This window comes from Zoogloea sp. (genome assembly GCF_017302315.1).
GTDB lineage: Bacteria > Pseudomonadota > Gammaproteobacteria > Burkholderiales > Rhodocyclaceae > Zoogloea.
The window spans coordinates 1-17,722 of record NZ_JAFLDT010000082.1 but is presented as its reverse complement, the minus strand read 5'-3'; the positions used below and the strand labels follow the sequence as shown (position 1 = coordinate 17,722).

21 protein-coding genes are annotated in these 17,722 nt (G+C 66.1%); 15 read left to right on the top strand and 6 right to left on the bottom strand.

Annotation, left to right across the window (positions count from 1 at the left end; all coding sequences use genetic code 11):
* From J0L98_RS18075 to J0L98_RS18060, 4 genes are all read left to right on the top strand, one after another.
* The coding region (locus tag J0L98_RS18075) for an SURF1 family cytochrome oxidase biogenesis protein (protein ID WP_296413285.1) at positions 1-296 on the top strand (296 nt) is incomplete at its 5' end.
* Positions 296-850 (top strand): hypothetical protein, encoded by a 555-nt coding sequence (locus tag J0L98_RS18070; RefSeq protein WP_296413284.1) that lies wholly within the window; start codon positions 296-298, stop codon positions 848-850. The genes J0L98_RS18075 and J0L98_RS18070, both read left to right, overlap by 1 nt.
* A 24-nt stretch (positions 851-874) precedes the next feature.
* Positions 875-1,774, top strand: coding sequence for a heme o synthase (cyoE, locus tag J0L98_RS18065; protein WP_296413283.1), 900 nt, complete (start codon positions 875-877; stop codon positions 1,772-1,774).
* A gap of 22 nt (positions 1,775-1,796) precedes the next feature.
* Positions 1,797-2,837, top strand: a complete 1,041-nt coding sequence (locus J0L98_RS18060; RefSeq protein WP_296413282.1) for a COX15/CtaA family protein — start codon at positions 1,797-1,799, stop codon at positions 2,835-2,837.
* 26 nt (positions 2,838-2,863) lie between these two features.
* Here J0L98_RS18060 and mpl read toward each other — a convergent pair whose 3' ends face one another.
* Positions 2,864-4,210 carry a UDP-N-acetylmuramate:L-alanyl-gamma-D-glutamyl-meso-diaminopimelate ligase gene (mpl, locus tag J0L98_RS18055; protein WP_296413281.1) on the bottom strand — a complete coding sequence of 449 codons (1,347 nt, stop codon included), beginning with the start codon at positions 4,208-4,210 and terminating at the stop codon, positions 2,864-2,866.
* A gap of 84 nt (positions 4,211-4,294) precedes the next feature.
* Here mpl and J0L98_RS18050 point away from each other — a divergent pair, with 84 nt between their 5' ends.
* From J0L98_RS18050 to J0L98_RS18000, 11 genes are all read left to right on the top strand, one after another.
* Positions 4,295-4,921, top strand: coding sequence for a hypothetical protein (locus J0L98_RS18050; RefSeq protein ID WP_296406740.1), 627 nt, complete (start codon positions 4,295-4,297; stop codon positions 4,919-4,921).
* Complete coding sequence (locus tag J0L98_RS18045; protein WP_296413279.1) at positions 4,918-5,463, top strand: TlpA disulfide reductase family protein; 546 nt, start codon at positions 4,918-4,920, stop codon at positions 5,461-5,463. The genes J0L98_RS18050 and J0L98_RS18045 overlap by 4 nt, the downstream gene beginning before the upstream one ends.
* Before the next feature lie 60 nt (positions 5,464-5,523).
* Entirely contained in the window at positions 5,524-6,021 is a 498-nt protein-coding gene (aroQ, locus tag J0L98_RS18040) for a type II 3-dehydroquinate dehydratase (protein ID WP_296413277.1), read from the top strand.
* Between the two features lie 58 nt (positions 6,022-6,079).
* Positions 6,080-6,532 (top strand): acetyl-CoA carboxylase biotin carboxyl carrier protein, encoded by a 453-nt coding sequence (gene accB / locus J0L98_RS18035; RefSeq protein WP_296413276.1) that lies wholly within the window; start codon positions 6,080-6,082, stop codon positions 6,530-6,532.
* A gap of 9 nt (positions 6,533-6,541) precedes the next feature.
* Positions 6,542-7,903 (top strand): acetyl-CoA carboxylase biotin carboxylase subunit, encoded by a 1,362-nt coding sequence (gene accC / locus J0L98_RS18030; RefSeq protein WP_296413275.1) that lies wholly within the window; start codon positions 6,542-6,544, stop codon positions 7,901-7,903.
* Entirely contained in the window at positions 7,903-8,805 is a 903-nt protein-coding gene (gene prmA, locus J0L98_RS18025; protein WP_296413274.1) for a 50S ribosomal protein L11 methyltransferase, read from the top strand. Before accC ends, prmA begins: the two co-directional genes overlap by 1 nt.
* On the top strand, positions 8,802-10,298 hold the full coding sequence (locus tag J0L98_RS18020) for a DUF3426 domain-containing protein (RefSeq protein ID WP_296413273.1): 1,497 nt from the start codon (positions 8,802-8,804) through the stop codon (positions 10,296-10,298). Before prmA ends, J0L98_RS18020 begins: the two co-directional genes overlap by 4 nt.
* An 87-nt stretch (positions 10,299-10,385) precedes the next feature.
* Positions 10,386-11,321: a carbohydrate kinase family protein gene (locus J0L98_RS18015; RefSeq protein ID WP_296413272.1), complete on the top strand. Its 936-nt coding sequence runs from the start codon at positions 10,386-10,388 to the stop codon at positions 11,319-11,321.
* A gap of 11 nt (positions 11,322-11,332) precedes the next feature.
* Positions 11,333-11,788, top strand: a complete 456-nt coding sequence (locus J0L98_RS18010; protein ID WP_296413271.1) for a glycine zipper 2TM domain-containing protein — start codon at positions 11,333-11,335, stop codon at positions 11,786-11,788.
* Between the two features lie 95 nt (positions 11,789-11,883).
* On the top strand, positions 11,884-12,642 hold the full coding sequence (locus J0L98_RS18005; protein ID WP_296413270.1) for a GNAT family N-acyltransferase: 759 nt from the start codon (positions 11,884-11,886) through the stop codon (positions 12,640-12,642).
* Positions 12,643-12,719: 77 nt separating this feature from the next.
* Positions 12,720-13,382, top strand: coding sequence for a lysophospholipid acyltransferase family protein (locus J0L98_RS18000; protein WP_296413267.1), 663 nt, complete (start codon positions 12,720-12,722; stop codon positions 13,380-13,382).
* Between the two features lie 249 nt (positions 13,383-13,631).
* On the opposite strand, the gene J0L98_RS17995 is transcribed toward J0L98_RS18000, so the two are convergent.
* The 5 genes from J0L98_RS17995 to J0L98_RS17975 form a co-directional block, all read right to left on the bottom strand.
* Positions 13,632-14,465 (bottom strand): symmetrical bis(5'-nucleosyl)-tetraphosphatase, encoded by an 834-nt coding sequence (locus J0L98_RS17995; RefSeq protein WP_296413266.1) that lies wholly within the window; start codon positions 14,463-14,465, stop codon positions 13,632-13,634.
* Positions 14,466-14,537: 72 nt separating this feature from the next.
* Positions 14,538-16,415, bottom strand: a complete 1,878-nt coding sequence (locus tag J0L98_RS17990) for a nucleoside-diphosphate sugar epimerase/dehydratase (RefSeq protein ID WP_296413264.1) — start codon at positions 16,413-16,415, stop codon at positions 14,538-14,540.
* A complete protein-coding gene (locus J0L98_RS17985) occupies positions 16,412-16,993 on the bottom strand; it encodes a hypothetical protein (RefSeq protein ID WP_296413263.1) in 582 nt (193 codons plus the stop codon). Before J0L98_RS17985 ends, J0L98_RS17990 begins: the two co-directional genes overlap by 4 nt.
* Before the next feature lie 9 nt (positions 16,994-17,002).
* Positions 17,003-17,200: an AlpA family transcriptional regulator gene (locus J0L98_RS17980; protein ID WP_296413262.1), complete on the bottom strand. Its 198-nt coding sequence runs from the start codon at positions 17,198-17,200 to the stop codon at positions 17,003-17,005.
* 159 nt (positions 17,201-17,359) lie between these two features.
* The coding region (locus J0L98_RS17975; protein ID WP_296413260.1) for a hypothetical protein at positions 17,360-17,722 on the bottom strand (363 nt) is incomplete at its 5' end.

Here is a 17,722-nt window from a genome sequence, read left to right as displayed (position 1 = left end):
ATGGTACGGCCGTGGTGCCGGGCACCCGTTTCTTCACCCTGGGCAGCGAACCTGTCGGCGAAGGCTGGCAGCCCGTGTGGCAGAACCTCGACCTGAGCCGCTTCACCCGGCTGGCGCCTTGGCCGCTGCAACCGGTGGTGCTCCAGCTGGCCCCCGACGCGCCTGCCGGTTTTGCCCGGGAGTGGCCGCGCCCTGACGAGCGCTTCGAGCGTCACCTGTCCTACGCCTGGCAGTGGTATGGCTTTGCCGCCTCCGCCGTGCTGATCTGGCTGGCCCTGGGCTGGAGGCGCCGCTGATGTCCCGCTACCGCCCCCTCTTGCTGATCATCGCCCTGCTGGCCCTGCCCTTCGTCGTGGCCGCCACGCTTTACCTCACCGGCTGGCGGCCCGCCAAGGCTGGCAACCACGGTGAGCTCCTCGACCCGCCACGGCCCGTGCCCGCCCTGGCCGGCCCCCACGGCGCGCCCCTCGACAAGACCAGCCTGGAGGGGCACTGGAATCTCATTGTCGCCGGCGCCGGGCCCTGCGATGAAGCCTGCCGCCAGTGGATCGTCGCCACCCGCCAGATCCACGTGGCCCTCTACAAACAGATGTCCCGGGTGCAGCGCACCTGGCTCACCGACCAGGCGGTCCCCGACAGCGCCCCCCTGACCGCCCTGCAGCCCGACCTCCACGCCGCCGTGGCTGGCAGCAGTGCCGCCCGGGCAGCCTTCGACCTGGATGCAGGCGGGCATCGGGTCTACGTGGTCGACCCCCAGGGCCGGATCATCCTGCGCTACCCCACCGACGCTGCCCCCCGCGACATCCTCAAGGACATGGAACGCCTGCTCCGCTACGCGTGGGCCGGCTGACGACTTCAACGGAGACCCGCCCGCATGCCGACCCTCCTCCGCAGTTCCGCCATCGCCGCCCCCTTGGGCCTGCGCCTCACCGCCTTCTTCACCCAGTGCAAGCCCCGGGTGAACAGCCTGATCGTGTTCACCGCCATGATCGGCATGTTCCTCGCGGTGCCGGGCTGGCCCCCCCTCGGCCGGATGCTCGCCGCCACCATCGGGATTGCCCTGGTGGCCGGCGCCGCCGCCGCGATCAACTGCCTCGTGGAACGCACCATCGACGCGCGCATGGCCCGTACCCGCGGGCGGGCCCTGCCGCTGGGCCTCATCACCCCGACCGAGACCCTCGGCCTGGCCTGCCTGACGGGGGGCGCCGGGCTGTGGTTGCTGCATGTGGCGGTGAATCCCCTGACCATGTGGCTGACCCTGGCCACCTTCCTGGGCTACGCCATCATCTACACCCTGGTGCTCAAGCCCGCCACGCCGATGAACATCGTCATCGGCGGCGCCTCCGGGGCCATGCCGCCGGTGCTCGGCTGGGCCGCCATGACCGACAGCATCGGCCTGCCGGCGCTGGCCCTGTTCCTCATCATCTTCCTGTGGACGCCGCCCCACTTCTGGGCCCTGGCCTGCTACCGCCGCGAGGAATACGCCCGCGCCGGCCTGCCCATGCTGCCAGTGAGCCACGGCGTGCCCCTCACCTGCCTGCATATCCTGCTGTACACCGTGCTGCTCGCCGCTGTCTCCTACCTGCCCTGCACCCTGGGCCTGTCCGGTGCGGTCTACGCGTCCCTGGTCACCGTGCTCAACCTGGGCTACCTGCGGGAAGCCTGGGTACTGTGGCGCAACTACTCCGATGCCCGCGCCCGGCATGCCTTCCGCTACTCCCTGATCTATCTCACCGGGCTGTTCGCGGCCCTCTTCCTCGACCGCTTGGCCTGAGCCCGGATCCGAGACCACGCCCATGACCCGAACCTATCGACGGCTCGCCCTCGCCGCCCTGCTCCTGGCCCTGGTGGTGGTGTCCCTTGGGGCTTACGTGCGCCTCTCCGATGCGGGGCTGGGCTGCCCCGACTGGCCCGGCTGTTATGGCCAGCTGGTCGGCGTGCCCGACGAGGCCCATGAGATCCATGCCGCCGAGCATCGCTTCGGGCAGCCCGTGGAGGCTCCCAAGGCCTGGAAGGAGATGATCCACCGCTACGCCGCCGGCCTGCTGGGCCTGGCCATCCTGGCCCTGGCGGTACTCGCCTGGCGCCAGCGCGAGCGGCGCAGCCCGTGGCTCGAGGTGTTGCTGCTGGCCGTCGTCGCCGGTCAGGCCGTGCTGGGCATGCTCACCGTCACGCGCCTGCTCAAACCGGTCATTGTCACCAGCCACCTGCTCGGCGGAATGAGCACCCTGGCCCTGCTGGCGGTGCTGGTCTTGCGCGACATGGTCACGCGGCGTGCCCAGGCCAAGGTCTTGCCGGGCGGCCTGAGACTGCTGGCGGCGCTCGCGCTGCTGGCCCTCTTCATTCAAATTGCCCTGGGCGGCTGGGTGAGCAGCAACTACGCCGCCGCCATCTGCGCCGATTTCCCTACCTGTCAGGGTAGCTGGTGGCCGGAGATGGACACGCACCACGCCTTCACCCTGGATCGGGAGCTCGGCGCAACCGCCAGCGGTGCGCTGCTGTCGGGCGCCGCGCTGACCGCCATCCACTGGACCCACCGCCTCTTTGCCGGCCTCGTGCTGGTACTGGCTGGCGGCTTCGGTCTGCGCCTGCTGGCCAGGACTGAAACCCGCATCTACGGCCAATGCCTGCTCACCGCCCTGCTGCTGCAGATCGGCCTGGGCATTGCCAACGTGCTGCTGCAACTGCCCCTGGCCCTGGCCGTCGCCCACAACACTGGGGCGGCCCTATTGCTGTGCGCCACCCTGGCGGCCACCTTCCGGGTCTTCCAGCGCAGCGAAGCCCGCCAGCCTTACCCGGCGGGGGGCTTCACAAGACATTTCCAGGCGGTCCGCTGAACGGTGGGTCGAAAGGAGGTCCGGGGCTATTGACCGAGGGCGGCCAGCAGCTTGCCGTGGATGCCGCCAAAGCCGCCGTTACTCATGACCAGGATGCGGTCGCCATCCCGGGCCTCGGCGACGATGGCCGCCACCAGGGCATCCAGATCGTCCTCCACCACCGTCTTGGCGGCGATGGGCTGGAGGGCCGCCCGGGCATCCCAGCCCAGATTGGCGGCATAGCAGAAGACCTTGTCGGCCTGGGTCAGGCTGGCGGGTAGCTGGTCCTTCATCACGCCCAGCTTCATGGTGTTGGAGCGGGGTTCCAGCACGGCGAGGATGCGTGCATCGCCCACCTGGCGGCGCAGGCCCTCGACGGTGAGGGTGATCGCCGTCGGGTGGTGGGCAAAGTCGTCATAAACCGCCACGCCGCGCACGCTGCCCCGCAGTTCGAGCCGGCGCTTGACACCTTCGAAGCGGGTCAGCGCATCCAGCGCCACCTCGGGGGTGACCCCCACGTGGCGGGCCGCCGCGATCGCGGCCAGGGCATTGGCCCGGTTGTGGCTGCCCGACAGGGGCAGGCGCCGGCGACCGATCTCCTTGCCGAGATGGCGGACCACCACTTCGTCCTCACTGGCGCCCTCGGCCACCGACCAGCCGGCGGCATCATTGAACCACTCCAGCTCCGACCAGCAGCCCCGCTGGATCACCCGCGGCAGGGTCTCTTCGGCGGCATTGGCGATGATGCGCCCGGAGCGCGGGATGATCCGCACCAGGTGGTGAAACTGGGTCTCGATGGCCGCCAGATCCGCGAAGATGTCCGCGTGATCGAACTCCAGATTGTTCAGGATGGCCGTCCGCGGGCGGTAATGGACGAACTTGGAGCGCTTGTCGCAGAAGGCCGTGTCGTACTCGTCGGCCTCGATCACGAAGAAGGGCGTCTCGCCCAGGCGCGCCGACAGGCCGAAGTTCTTGGGCACGCCGCCCACCAGGAAGCCCGGTTTGAGCCCCGCATCTTCGAGGATCCACGCCAGCAGCGAGGTGGTGGTGGTCTTGCCGTGGGTGCCGGCTACGGCGAGCACCCAGCGCCCCTGCAGCACGTTCTCGGCCAACCACTGGGGGCCGGACACATAGGGCAACCCCTGGTCAAGGACCGCCTCGAGGAGCGGATTGCCCCGGGAGATGGCATTGCCCACCACGAACACATCCGGCTTGAGGTCGAGCTGATCAACACCATAACCCTCGACAAGGCGGATGCCCTGCTCCTCCAGCTGGGTGCTCATGGGGGGATAGACATTGGCATCGCAGCCCGTCACGGTGTGGCCGGCCGCCCGTGCCAGCAGGGCGATACCGCCCATGAAGGTGCCGCAGATACCGAGGATGTGAATGTGCATGAGTTCTGCGCGGCGGAAACAGCGCCGCAATAGTCGTGTGTAGAATGATCGGCATTCTAATCGAACGGGGAGCTCCGACCGCCCATGCCGCGCCCTACCGTTCCCCATCGCAGCAACCTGCGCCGCGAGATCGCCGCCCTGGCGGCCCGCATGATCGCCGAGGACGGAATCAACGACTACGGCTTCGCCAAGCGCAAGGCGGCCCGCCAACTGGGCGCCATCAATGCCGACGAGCTGCCCAACAACGCCGAGATCGAGGCGGAAGTCCGCACCTACCTGGCGGTCTTTCAGGACGACGAACACCTGGAGCGCCAGCAGGCCATGCGCATGGCCGCCGCCGAGATCATGCGCGAACTGGACGCCTTCCGCCCCTATCTGACCGGCGCCGTGCTGGAAGGCACCGCCGGACGCTATTCGGAAGTGGAAATCGACCTCTTCCCGGAAAGTGCCAAGGAAGTGGAGATTTTCTTCCTCAACCACGACGTGGCCTATGAGCACCGGGAGCCCCGTCGCAATCAGCCGGACGGGCCCGAGGCGATCCTCGTCTTCGACTGGGACGACATCCCGGTCAAGCTGCGCATCTATTCACCCGACGTGGAACGTCTGCACCGCCGTGGCGCCCACGGATCACGCCAGATGGAACGAGCGCGCCTGTCCGTCGTCGAAGCCCTGATCAGCGAAACTCCGGCGCCCGCCGAACTCCCGCCATGAAACGTGGACTCAACTTTCTTATTGTCGTCATCGTCGCTTTTGCAGCCGGTGGGGCAGGCCTATACGCCGCCCGCCAGGGCCCCTCGCAGCCCGCGCCAACACCCGCCCTGAACGCGGCGGTGGCCAAACTGATGGCGCTGGACCTCCCCGACACCACCGGCAAACCGCAGCCCCTCGCCCAATGGCAGGGCAAAGTACTGGTGGTGAATTTCTGGGCCACCTGGTGCCCCCCCTGCCGCAAGGAGATCCCGGCCTTCTCCGCGATGAGCCAGAAGTACGCAGACAAAGGAGTGCAGTTTGTCGGTATCAGCATCGATACGCCGAAGAACGTGGTGGATTTCCAGGTCGCCCAAAAGGTGGCCTATCCACTGGTGATTGCCTCACCGTCCGTGGTCAGCCTGACAGAAGAGCTGGGCAACACCTCCCAGGGCCTGCCCTTCACCCTGATCCTCGACCGCAAGGGCGGCGTCAGCCTGGTCAAGCTGGGCACGCTTTCGGAGGAAGAGCTGGATCGCAAACTGGCGGATTTCAGCAAGAGCTGAACGCCCGTCGCCATCCCGCGCGGTGGACAAATTGCGTCAAACTACGGCAAACTTGCACCCATGACGCGGAAAAATCGCACCCAGGACGCCACCGCCGAGGATCTTCCGCAGAACCGCATTCTCGTTCTGCATGGACCCAACCTCAATCTGCTCGGTCGCCGGGAGCCCGGCATCTACGGGCACACCACGCTCGCCGACATCCATGAGGCGATGGAGAGCCGCGCCCGGGCCGACGGGGTGCTGCTGGAGTCCTTCCAGAGCAATCACGAGGGCGAACTGATCGACCGGGTGCAGGCCGCCGCCACTGAAGGCGTCGACTTCATCGTCATCAATCCGGCCGCTTACACCCACACCAGCGTGGCCCTGCGTGACGCCCTGACTGGCGTCGATATTCCGTTCGTCGAAGTGCATCTCTCCAACATCCACGCCCGCGAGCCCTTCCGTCACCACTCCTATTTTTCCGACAAGGCTGTCGGGGTGATCTGCGGGCTGGGAGCCCAGGGTTATCAACTCGCCCTCGAGTTCGCCCTCTCCCGTCTCCGCGCCGAGCGCGGCTAAACCAGACACAGGCAGGCCCGCCGTCCGGCGGGCTGCGACATACATCAAGGGGAATACTATGGATCTTCGCAAGCTCAAGAAATTGATCGACCTGGTCCAGGAATCCGGCATCTCCGAGCTGGAAGTCACCGAAGGCGAGGAGAAAGTCCGCATCGCCAAACACATCGCCGGCCCCGCGCCAGTGAATTACGTGACCCACGCCCCGGCCGCCGCACCGGCCCCCGCCACAACGGTTGCCGCTGCGCCCGCCGCTGCCGCCGAACCCAGCCTGCCGGAAGGACACGTGGTCAAGTCGCCAATGGTCGGCACCTTCTACCGCTCCAGCGCGCCGGGCGGCAAGCCCCTGGCCGAAGTCGGCCAGAGCGTCTCCGCCGGTGAGCCCCTGTGCATCATCGAAGCCATGAAGCTGATGAACGAGATCGAGGCCGACGCCACTGGCGTCGTCAAGGCCATCCTGGTCGAGAACGGCGAGCCCGTGGAGTATGGCGAACCCCTCTTCATCATCGGCTGAGTCATGGCCATGTTCGAAAAGATCCTCATCGCCAACCGGGGCGAAATCGCCCTCCGGGTGCTGCGAGCCTGCCGTGAGCTGGGCATCAAGACCGTCGCGGTGCACTCCGAGCCGGACGCCGAAGCCAAGTATGTGAAGCTCGCCGACGAGTCCGTGTGCATCGGCCCGGCCTCGTCCACCCTGAGCTACCTGAACATCCCGGCCCTGATCTCCGCGGCCGAAGTCACCGATGCCGAAGCCATTCACCCGGGCTACGGCTTCCTGTCCGAGAACGCCGACTTCGCCGAGCGGGTCGAGCAGTCCGGTTTCGTGTTCATCGGCCCGCGGGCCGAGACCATCCGCCTGATGGGTGACAAGGTCTCCGCCAAGGACGCCATGAAGGCCGCCGGCGTACCCTGCGTTCCCGGCTCCGAAGGCGCGCTGCCGGATGACCCGAAAGAGATCGTCAAGATCGCCCGGGCCATCGGCTACCCGGTGATCATCAAGGCTGCCGGTGGCGGTGGCGGGCGTGGCATGCGCGTGGTGCACACCGAGGCCGCGCTGCTCAACGCGGTCACCACCACCCGCTCCGAAGCCGGTGCCTTCTTCGGCAACCCCATGGTCTACATGGAGAAGTTCCTGGAAAACCCGCGTCACGTGGAGATCCAGATTCTCGCCGACCAGCACGGCAACGCCATCCATCTGGGCGAGCGCGACTGCTCGATGCAGCGCCGCCACCAGAAGGTCATCGAGGAAGCGCCCGCCCCCGGCATCGAACGCCGCCACATCCTGCGCATCGGCGAACGCTGTGCCGAAGCCTGCCGCAAGATCGGCTACCGGGGCGCCGGCACCTTCGAATTCCTCTACGAGAACGGCGAGTTCTACTTCATTGAGATGAACACCCGCGTTCAGGTCGAACACCCGGTCACCGAGCTCATCACCGGCGTGGACATCGTGCAGGAGCAGATCCGCGTCGCCGCCGGCCAGAAGCTGCGCTACAAGCAGAAGGACATCGAGTTCCGCGGCCACGCCATCGAATGCCGCATCAACGCCGAAGACCCGTTCAAGTTCACCCCCTGCCCGGGCAAGATCAGCAACTGGCACGTGCCCGGCGGCCCCGGCGTACGGGTGGATTCCCACGTGTATAACGGCTACACCGTGCCCCAGCACTACGACTCGATGATCGGCAAGCTGATCGCCTACGGCGACACCCGCGACCAGGCCATCCGCCGCATGCGCATCGCTCTGTCCGAAATGCTGGTGGAGGGCATCAAGACCAACATCCCGCTGCACCAGGAACTGATGCTCGACGCCCGCTTCGTCGAAGGCGGCACCAGCATCCACTACCTGGAGCACAAGCTGGCGGGGCGCAACGAGGTCAGCAAGAGCTGATGTGGATTTCGGTCATCCTGCAGGCTGACGCGCACCGCGCCGAAGCCCTCTCCGAAGCGCTGATGGAGCACGGCGCCCTGTCGGTGAGCATCGACGACGCCGACGCCGGCACCGAGGCCGAGAAGCCCCAGTTCGGCGAGCCCGGCATGTCTCCGGCCAGCCTGTGGGACCACAGCCGCGTCATCGCCCTCTTCGACACCGACACCGACCTCGCCACGGCCCTGGCCACCGCCTCGGCCGCAGCGGGACTAGATGCCGTGCCCCCCTTCACCGTGGAAAAGGTGGCAGAACAAAACTGGGTGCAGCTTACCCAGAGCCAGTTCGACCCGATCCGCATTACCGACCGCCTGTGGATCGTCCCCTCGTGGCACGAGTCCCCCGACGCCAGCGCCATCAACCTTGTCCTTGATCCGGGCATGGCTTTCGGCACCGGCTCCCACCCCACCACCCGGCTGTGCCTCGAATGGCTGACCACCGAGATCCAGCCAGGGGTGAGCGTGCTCGACTATGGCTGCGGCTCCGGCATCCTGGCCATCGCCGCCGCCAAGCTGGGGGCCGGTGAGGTCACCGGCGTCGACATCGACGAGAAGGCCGTCGAGACCGCGGCCGACAACGCCGCCAACAACGACGTGAGCCTGCGTCTGCAGGTTTCCGCCAAACCCCTTGAGGGCACCTTCCAGCGAGTGGTCGCCAACATCCTGACCAATCCATTGAAGATGCTCGCCCCGCTGCTGGCAGCCCGCGTCGCCCCGGGCGGAAAGCTGGCCCTGTCGGGCGTCCTGGAGGCCCAGGCCGAGGATGTCATCGCAGCCTACGCCCCCTATATCGCCCTGCGGGTCGGCGCCACCAACGAGGGCTGGGTTCGCCTTGAAGGCGACCGGCCGGAGCAGGCGGTGTCATGATCCTCGCGCGCTGCCCGGCGTGCTCGACTACCTTCCGGGTGCGACCCGAGCAATTGCGCGCCCGTCAGGGGCGCGTGCGCTGCGGCCAGTGCAATCACGCCTTCAACGCCCTCGAGGCCCTGGTTGACGAAGGCGTCACCGGCCCCGCCGCTCCTGCCGCTGCCTCGCCAAGCGAACCCGCCCTCTTCGTTCTGGAAGAGAAGCCCCCCGCGGAAATCGTGACGGATCAACACTTCGACCCTTACGACATCTGGCCCCCCACCGGGCTTGAAGCAGACCACGGGGAACCGGCTGCCGCCCCACCCGTGGTGCAGGAGGCGGAGATTGAACCCATCATCGAGTTTGGCGCGATCGAGCCGGAATCCACCCCGCTGTCTTCGGCAGACGAAGACAGCGCCTCCGCCGACATTTTCAGTCTCGTGGCCGAGGACAACGCTACGGATGAAAGCCCCTTGCTGCCCATCCTTGAAGATGGCCGTCGGGAACCAGGCGGGGAGATTCTCGCCGAGGAGTGGCCACCTCGGGTGTCGCAAGAGCCCGCCGGGATTGACCTGACCGCCGACCTTCCCGAACCGGACATCTTCGCGGTGCCGGCGGCGCCCGAGAGCCCGGTTCAGGCCGATCCCGAGGCCATTTACACCGTGCCCGACACGGCTTTCAGCGGGGATGACGAAGCCTGGCCGCCTTCCGCGAGCGTGCCCATCCCCGATGATGCACCGTCCATCGACCTGGACACACCCGCCCCTGCACCATCAGGCGACTCGGATGCCAGCCCGCCTGCCGACGCTTCACCCATCGCCTTCGCTCTTCCTGATGCGGAAATGGGCGACCCTCCGGTTGATTTCGATACCCTGATTCACACCCGCGATCCGGGGCAGGCGGTCGAGCCCCTGGCGCGTGCCATCAGCGAAGTCGACCGTGCATCCGCTGCCCCCGCGCCGGAACCACAAGCCCCGAACGAGAACGTCGAGCCCGACGCGACCGATGCGACCGATGCGGCTGAGGCCCATGGGGAGCCTTTCCGTCAGGCCCTGTGGGCCGCGGCGGCAACCTTGCTCACCCTGGCAGTGCTGGCCCAGGGCGTGCTGGTCTTCCGCAACGAGATTGCCCTCTCCTCGCCCGAGATGCGCCCTGCCCTGGAAAGCCTGTGTGCCGGCCTGGGTTGCGAGCTGCCCCTGCCACGCCACGCCACCGACATCGCCATCGAGAGTTCGGACATCCAGCCCGACGCCAGTCGTGAGGCCTACTTCACCCTCCATGCCACCCTGCACAACCGTGCGGCGTTCCAGCAGGCCTGGCCCCATGTGGAGATCACCCTCACCGACGCCCGCGACAAGGCCCTGGTCCGGCGCGTCCTGGCCCCCGCCCAATGGCTCCCGGCGGATGCGCCCAAAGAGGCCTTCCCCAGCAAGGGGGAGGTTGCCATCCGGGTCGCCTTCGAAGCGCCAGGTGTGGCGGCCGCCGGCTACCGGGTTTACGCCTTTTACCCCTGACGCCCCGCAGCCGGGCCGATGCCCGCAGCCACTCGCCCACGGGCCCACCCGATATCAACCCGACCCTCCACCTTCCAGAGTCCGCCCATGTCCACGCTCATCTGCGGTTCCATTGCCTTCGACTCGATCATGGTTTTCCATGACCGCTTCCGCAATCACATCCTTCCCGAGCAGATCCACATCCTCAACGTCTCCTTCCTGGTACCGGAGATGCGCAGGGAATTCGGGGGCTGCGCCGGCAACATCGCCTACAACCTCAAGCTGCTGGGCGGCGACCCCCTGATCATGGCCACCGTGGGCGATGACGCCGGCCCCTATCTGGACCGCCTCGACCGTCTGGGTCTGGCCCGCACCCACGTCACCCAGGTGCCGGGCACCTTCACCGCCCAGTGCTTCATCACCACCGACCTGGACGACAACCAGATCACCGCCTTCCATCCGGGTGCCATGGTGCATTCCCACCGCAATGAAGTAGCCCATAGCCGCGGGGTCAGCCTGGGCATCGTCTCCCCCGACGGCCGTGAAGGCATGCTTGAGCACAGCCGGCAATTCGCCGAAGCCGGCATCCCCTTCATCTTCGACCCGGGCCAGGGGCTCCCCATGTTCAATGGGAACGAACTCCTGCAATGCCTGCAACTGGCAGACTACTGTGCGGTCAACGACTACGAGGCCCGCCTGCTGTGCGAGCGCACCGGACGCAGCATCGAATCCCTTGCCGGTGAAGTCAGGGCACTGATCGTCACCCTCGGTGGAAAAGGCTCGGAAGTTCACACGGGCGGCCGGAAGCTGGACATACCCTGTGCCACACCGACGGCCCTTGAAGACCCGACCGGCTGCGGCGACGCCTACCGGGCGGGGCTGCTTTACGGCATCGAGCATGGCATGGATTGGGAGCAGACCGGACGCCTCGCCTCGCTGATGGGCGCCATCAAGATCGCCAGCCGCGGCGGGCAGAATCATGCCCCCTCCCGCGAGGAGATCGGTGACGCCTTCCGGGCGGCATTCGGAACACAACTCTGGTAAAAGGAAACACAATGCGACTTCTCAACATCGGCCTGTCCCTTCTGGCCGCGGTGACCATCACCGGCTGTGCCTCGGGCCTCGGTGGTGGCGACTACGAACGTACCGAGGCCCGCCGCGTAATGAGCGTGCGCATGGGCGTCGTCGAAGGTGTCCGTCCGGTAAAGCTTGAAGGCACCAACTCCCCCATCGGCACCGTTGCCGGTGCGGCTGTCGGCGGCATTGCCGGCAGCACCGTGGGCGGAGGCAAGGGCGCCAACATCGCGGCAGTGGTCGGCGCCGTGGTGGGCGGCCTGGCCGGCGCCGCCGCCGAAGAAGGCATGACCCGCAAACAGGGTATCGAAGTCACCCTCAAGATGGACAACGGCGAACTGCTCGCCATAGTCCAGGAAGACGGCGGCGAGAACTTCGTGCCTGGCGAGCGGGTGCGCCTGCTGCAGGATGGCCGCAACACCCGCGTCACCCGCTGAGAAAGGGCGGGCCGCGTAACAGGCCCGTCATCACCCTTTCACGCCAGCGCAATGCAGCATTTTCACAATGACGGAAACCCCATGAGGATTCCGCCATGCTGCACAAGGAACAAGGTGTCACCCCCCGTCCCGGTCGCAATCTGCACGTCGGTCTGGCCACCTGCCCCACCGAGATCCTGGAAGCCCAGAAGCTGCGCTACCGGGTGTTCGGCGAAGAGATGGGCGCCCGCCTGCCCAGCCGCGTTCCGGGCGTCGACCGGGATCTCTACGATGCCTTCTGCGACCACCTGATCGTCCGTGACGAGAACGCCGGCCGCATCGTCGGCACCTACCGCATCCTGTCCCCGGCCTCGGCCCGGGAGGTGGGCAGCTACTATTCCGAGAACGAGTTCGACCTGACCCGCCTGCGCCACCTGCGCGGCCGCATGGTTGAAATCGGCCGCTCCTGCATCGACGCCGACTACCGTTCCGGTGCGGTGATCACGCTGCTGTGGGCCGGTCTCGCCCGCTACATGCTGGAGAACAACTACGACTACCTGATCGGCTGCGCCTCAATCAGCATGGCCGACGGCGGGCATGCTGCGGCAAGCCTGTATAATCGCCTGAAGGACGAGCACCTGTGTCCGCTTGAGTATCGCATGTTCCCGCGCACACCCCTGCCCCTGCAGGCGCTGCGCCAGGATCTCGATGCCGACACACCGCCGCTGATCAAGGGCTATCTGCGCGCTGGCGCCTGGATCTGCGGCGAGCCCGCGTGGGATCCAGATTTCAACACGGCCGACCTGCCCATCCTGCTTCCGGTATCCCGGCTTGATGCACGCTACGCCAAGCATTTCATGGGAAACAAGGACTGAAACCGACCCACCGACTCCAGCGCTTCACCCGCTACAGCCTGCTGGCCGGCCATCTGCTTGCCGCCGTCGTACTCACGGTGGCGGCCGTCCCCTTCCTGCCGCCCGCGCAGCAGTTGGGCCTCAGACAACGTTGGTCGGCCCGTCTGCTGAAGATCCTCGGCATCCACCTCAGCGCCGATGCCCCCTTCATCGGGCCCGGCAGCCTGATCGTGGCCAACCACGTGTCGTGGCTCGACATCTTCGTGATCAACGCAGCCTTTCCGACCACCTTCGTATCAAAGGCCGAGGTCCGCGGATGGCCCCTGGCCGGCTGGCTGGCCGCAAAGCACGAAACCGTCTTCCTGCGTCGGGGCAGCCGGGGACATGCGCGGATCGTCAACGGAGAGATCACGGCCCTTCTCGCCCAAGGCCGTCATGTAACGATCTTTCCCGAAGGTACGACCACCGACGGCAGCCATGTACTGGGCTTTCACGGGGCTTTGTTGCAGGCCGCCATTGAGGCCGGGGCACCGCTGCAACCCATCGCCATCGCCTATCGTCTGCCCGACGGGAGCTACACCCGAGCACCGGCCTACGACGGCGACCTGAGCCTGCTGGACAGCCTGCGCGCCATCGTGGCGGAACCGGAGATTGTTGCCCGGCTGAGGGTCGGCGAGCCCCTGTCCGTTATCGACACGCCGGACAGAAAGGCCCTCTCGCATTTGGCGCGAGATGCCATCGTCGCAGGCATCACCGACTGACAGGCCGGCAACCTCACCCCGAAGCAAGTGGCTCGGTCAGGCCCGAGAAGCCCCGCCATACGATGAGTACGGCGAGCATCACCGGATGCGAAATCGGGCCGCGCAGTAAATTTATGGCAAACCCGCAAAGCTTGTGAAGAAATCGTCGCGAGCGGTTCGAGTTCGCTTCGAGAAGCGCAGCCGTACAAGGAGTACGGCGAGCATCGCAGGGGCGAAATCGGGCCGCGCAGTAGATTTATTCACAAGCCTTCAGGAGGGCTTGAGCTTTCCGTGGGTCAACCCGGGGCAGGGCACTTGGAACGCCACTCGGTCCTCCAGGCGGACGGCCGTCAGCTCCCGCCCCCACAGGCACCCGGAATCCAGGGCCAGCAGGCCAGGCTCGATCTTCAGCCCCAGGGCAGACCAATGCCCCACCACGAGGGTCGTGTCGGCACTCCTGCGCCCCGGAACCTCGAACCAGGGCAGATAGCCCTTGGGTGCGCGAGCCACCTCACCCTTGACCTTGAAGTCCATGATGCCCTCCGGCGTACAGAAGCGCATGCGCGTCATGGCATTGACGATCACCCGCATGCGCTCATAGTCGCGCAGATCATCGCGCCAGGCGGCCGGTTCGCTGCCCCACAGGTTGTTCAGCAGATCCGCGTGGTAGGGGCCGGCCAGAGCCCCCTCCACCTCCCGGGCCAGCGCACGGGCCTGGACGACAGTCCAGCCGGGCAGGAGCCCTGCATGAACCATGGCAAAACCGCTCTCCACATGCATCAAGGGCCGGGTGCGCAACCAGCCGAGGAGGGCCTCCCGGTCCGGCGCATCAAGCACCGCCTGAATCGTGTCGTCCTTGCCGCGGCTGCGCAGGCTGCCATAGGCCACCATCAGGAGATAGAGATCGTGATTGCCCAGAACGGTCACCGCCGCCGGCCCCAGGTCACGGACATAGCGCAGGGTCCGCAGTGAATCGGGCCCGCGGTTGACCAGATCGCCCACCAGCCACAGGCGGTCCCGGGCCGGATCGAAGGCGACCCGCTTGAGAAGGGCCATGAGGGATGCAAAGCAACCCTGAATGTCGCCGATGGCGTAGGTGGCCATGATCAGTACCGTCCGGCCAGCCGGAGGGATTCACATGTCCTTGAGGCCATGTGGAGGGGATGGGATTTCATGTCAGGCGCGATGGACGTTTTTTTCCACCACCTGCAGGGACGGGGCGGAAGGATGGGATGGGGAATACTCAGGTACCCAGCGACGCAGTTCACCACGGACTTCAGATGCCCCCACCGCCCGACGCTGCCGCAGCCACAGCAGCAAGGCATCGAGCCAGCCGTCTTCAACGGACTGGGCGCGGGCGATTCGCAACTTGGGGTGATGGGTGGCGCGGGTGTGCTCGCTGTCCGCCAGCACTTCCTCGTAGAGTTTCTCCCCCGGGCGCAGCCCCGTGAAAACGACCCGCACCTCCTCTTCCGACCGACCGGAGAGGCGGATCATGTCCCGGGCCAGCTCGGCGATGCGCACCGGCTCGCCCATGTCCATAACGAAGATCTCTCCGCCCTGCCCCATCGAACCGGCCTGCAGCACCAGTTGTGCGGCCTCGGGAATGGACATGAAAAAGCGGGTGATCTCCGGATGGGTCACCGTGACCGGCCCGCCCGCGGAAATCTGCTCCTGGAACTTGGGAATCACGCTACCGGCACTGCCGAGCACGTTGCCAAAACGGACGATCTCGAACTGGGTCTTGCCACGGCTCGCCACGGCCTGACACACCCGCTCGGCAAGACGCTTGGTGGCCCCCATTACGTTGGTGGGATTGACGGCCTTGTCGGTGGACACCAGCACGAAGCGCGACACCCCGTAAGCCACCGCACTGCGGGCCACCTGCCAGGTGCCGAGCACATTGTTGCGCACGGCCTGCCAGGCATTGTCGTCCTCCATCAGGGGCACATGCTTGTAGGCCGCCGCGTGAAAGATCACGTGGGGGCGGTAGCGGGCGATCACCTCGTCCACCCGGATCGCATCCTTCACATCCCCTGCCAGGGCCACCAGCTGGACATTCTGGAAATGCAGCGAAAACTCCTCGGTCAGCCGGTACAGGCCGAACTCGCTGACATCGAAGCAGACCAGCACGGAAGGCTCAAAGCGGGCGATCTGGCGGCACAGCTCGGAACCGATGGAACCACCGGCCCCCGTCACCATGACCGCCTTGCCACGCAGGTACTCGCGCACCTCCACATCATCGATGCGCACCGGATCACGCCCCAGCAAGTCCTCCACGTCCACCTGGCGGACTTCGCTGAACTTCACACGGCCGGTCATGACGTCATCAAGGGCCGGCACGATCATCGCCTTGACGCCTGCACGCACGCAGGCGCTGGCCACCGACCGGCGGACCTGATGGCGCTCTCCCGGCATGGCGATGATGGCGTGGCGAACCTTGAGCTCCTGGGCCAGACGCTCAAGGTCGGCAATGCGCCCGATCACCTTGCACCCATACACTTCGCGCCCCTGACGGGCACTGCTGTCGTCTAGCAAGCCCACCACCCGCCACTCGGCGGACCGGGACAACTCGCGCACCAGGCTCACCGCCGCATCTCCGCCCCCCAGCACGATCACCGGTTGGCCCAGGGCGCGCAGGGCGCCGTACAGGTGAAACTCCTTCCAGGTACGGTAGAGTGCCCGCGTCCCCCCCGCATAGATGGCCAGCAACAGGGGTTGCAGCAGCAGAACGAGGCGCGGCACGCCGGGGTTGTAACGCACCGCCACAACCACGACCAGCGGCGTCACCACTGCCGCCACCACCACAGCCCGGGTGATGCGCAGCAGATCGGGCAGGCTGGCGAAGACCCACACACCCCGGTAAAGACCAAAGGCCCGCAGGATCCCACCCTGAACGATCACCGCCACCCCCAGCCCCACCAGGCAGGCGGGCATGAACTCGGGTTGCACGTCGAAATTGAAGCGCACCAGATAGGCCAGCCACCACGCCAGCCCCACTCCGACCAGATCGGACAGGAACACCAGGAAGGAGTAATAGTTCTTGTTGATCAAGGTGTTTGAGCTCCGATCCGGTGACGCCGCCAGGCGGTGTCGATCCGATAGCCCAGGACCAAGTGAAGGAATACGCACATTGTAATGATGACGCACTGCAGCGAAAACCCCAGGGGCAGGGCCAGCACTGCCGCGGTACCGGCCACCGCCATCAAGGCATAGGCCAGCAGGGCCGTCCGACGGTGCCCGACGCCCATCTGCACCAGGCGCTGATAGTAGTGGGTACGGTGGGCCTGCCAGATCCGCTCACCTACCGCCCGCGCTTGGGCACGGCGACTCGCCTTTTCGGATTCCCGTTCGTGTCCAATGGCCTCGACCCGTGCTCGGTATGCGGCTTCTTCCTGCGGTTGCAGCATTCGCCCAATGTCCGCGCGCCAGTTCTTGGACGCACCCGTGCGCCAATCGCCAAACGCGCCGGCGGGAATGCCGTCGCCGTGAAAGACATACCAGCCTGCATCGTCGCCCCTCATTCCGTTGCTGGCGAAGCGGTGCAGCCTGCCATCGGCCTCAATTACCTCCGGCGGCAGGAGGCCCGCGTGCTGAATCGCCATGCGGAATTGCTCGATCGCGTCTTGCATGGCAGTCACTCAGCGCCCCGCCTGGCGACTGGCGGCTATGCGCTGCTCCAGCCAAAGCTGAATCTCGGCTTCTACCCAACCGACGGCGCGGTCACCCAGACTCACAGGCTTTGGAAAGGTACCCGCCGCAATGCGTACGTAGATCGTGCTGCGGGACAAGCCTGTGCGTGCCTTGACTCCTGGGAGCCTCAGAATCGAAGTAGCCATGCGTACGTCTCCCTAGCCGACGTTGTACATTGCTGGCTTGTATAGAATGTGGCTCGCTGCAGAAACAGAAGGATCGGTTACCTCTGTAACCTGAAGAACGGTGGGATCTGTATCCCTAGGATGCAGATTTTCTAGAGAAAAATCCGTGCGGAAGTTATTTCAGCTTTGTGCGGGTCGCCCGCCCCTCTTTTCCCAATTTGCGACGGTAGCGATTCGTTCTGTGGCTTCACCCGTAAGCTTGGGGTAGTGCTGATTCAACCAGGCAATTAGCTGCTGCTTTACCGTCAAACTGGGGTCACGGTTCGTCGCTACGCCCCTCCATGCCTGCATTGCGAGGTCCAGCTCTAACGGATAGTTCTCCGCCTCCTCGTCGAACTGCCATGAAGTCGTCTGTTCTTCCAGCTCAGACAGATGTGTACGTAACGCGTCGCGCTCTTGGAGAATCTTCTGGGACAATGTGGAAATTTTGTCATGCTCTTCGGTCAGCGCATCGAACTGAGCCCTCAGTGTGCCATAAGCGTC

Bases quoted from the DNA above. Each gene is read 5' to 3' on its own strand.
- J0L98_RS18070 (WP_296413284.1), top strand. From the start codon at position 296: ATGTCCCGCTACCGCCCCCTCTTGCTGATCATCGCCCTGCTGGCCCTG.
- cyoE (WP_296413283.1), top strand. From the start codon at position 875: ATGCCGACCCTCCTCCGCAGTTCCGCCATCGCCGCCCCCTTGGGCCTG.
- J0L98_RS18060 (WP_296413282.1), top strand. From the start codon at position 1,797: ATGACCCGAACCTATCGACGGCTCGCCCTCGCCGCCCTGCTCCTGGCC.
- mpl (WP_296413281.1), bottom strand. From the start codon at position 4,210: ATGCACATTCACATCCTCGGTATCTGCGGCACCTTCATGGGCGGTATC.
- J0L98_RS18050 (WP_296406740.1), top strand. From the start codon at position 4,295: ATGCCGCGCCCTACCGTTCCCCATCGCAGCAACCTGCGCCGCGAGATC.
- J0L98_RS18045 (WP_296413279.1), top strand. From the start codon at position 4,918: ATGAAACGTGGACTCAACTTTCTTATTGTCGTCATCGTCGCTTTTGCA.
- aroQ (WP_296413277.1), top strand. From the start codon at position 5,524: ATGACGCGGAAAAATCGCACCCAGGACGCCACCGCCGAGGATCTTCCG.
- accB (WP_296413276.1), top strand. From the start codon at position 6,080: ATGGATCTTCGCAAGCTCAAGAAATTGATCGACCTGGTCCAGGAATCC.
- accC (WP_296413275.1), top strand. From the start codon at position 6,542: ATGTTCGAAAAGATCCTCATCGCCAACCGGGGCGAAATCGCCCTCCGG.
- prmA (WP_296413274.1), top strand. From the start codon at position 7,903: ATGTGGATTTCGGTCATCCTGCAGGCTGACGCGCACCGCGCCGAAGCC.
- J0L98_RS18020 (WP_296413273.1), top strand. From the start codon at position 8,802: ATGATCCTCGCGCGCTGCCCGGCGTGCTCGACTACCTTCCGGGTGCGA.
- J0L98_RS18015 (WP_296413272.1), top strand. From the start codon at position 10,386: ATGTCCACGCTCATCTGCGGTTCCATTGCCTTCGACTCGATCATGGTT.
- J0L98_RS18010 (WP_296413271.1), top strand. From the start codon at position 11,333: ATGCGACTTCTCAACATCGGCCTGTCCCTTCTGGCCGCGGTGACCATC.
- J0L98_RS18005 (WP_296413270.1), top strand. From the start codon at position 11,884: ATGCTGCACAAGGAACAAGGTGTCACCCCCCGTCCCGGTCGCAATCTG.
- J0L98_RS17995 (WP_296413266.1), bottom strand. From the start codon at position 14,465: ATGGCCACCTACGCCATCGGCGACATTCAGGGTTGCTTTGCATCCCTC.
- J0L98_RS17985 (WP_296413263.1), bottom strand. From the start codon at position 16,993: ATGCAAGACGCGATCGAGCAATTCCGCATGGCGATTCAGCACGCGGGC.
- J0L98_RS17980 (WP_296413262.1), bottom strand. From the start codon at position 17,200: ATGGCTACTTCGATTCTGAGGCTCCCAGGAGTCAAGGCACGCACAGGC.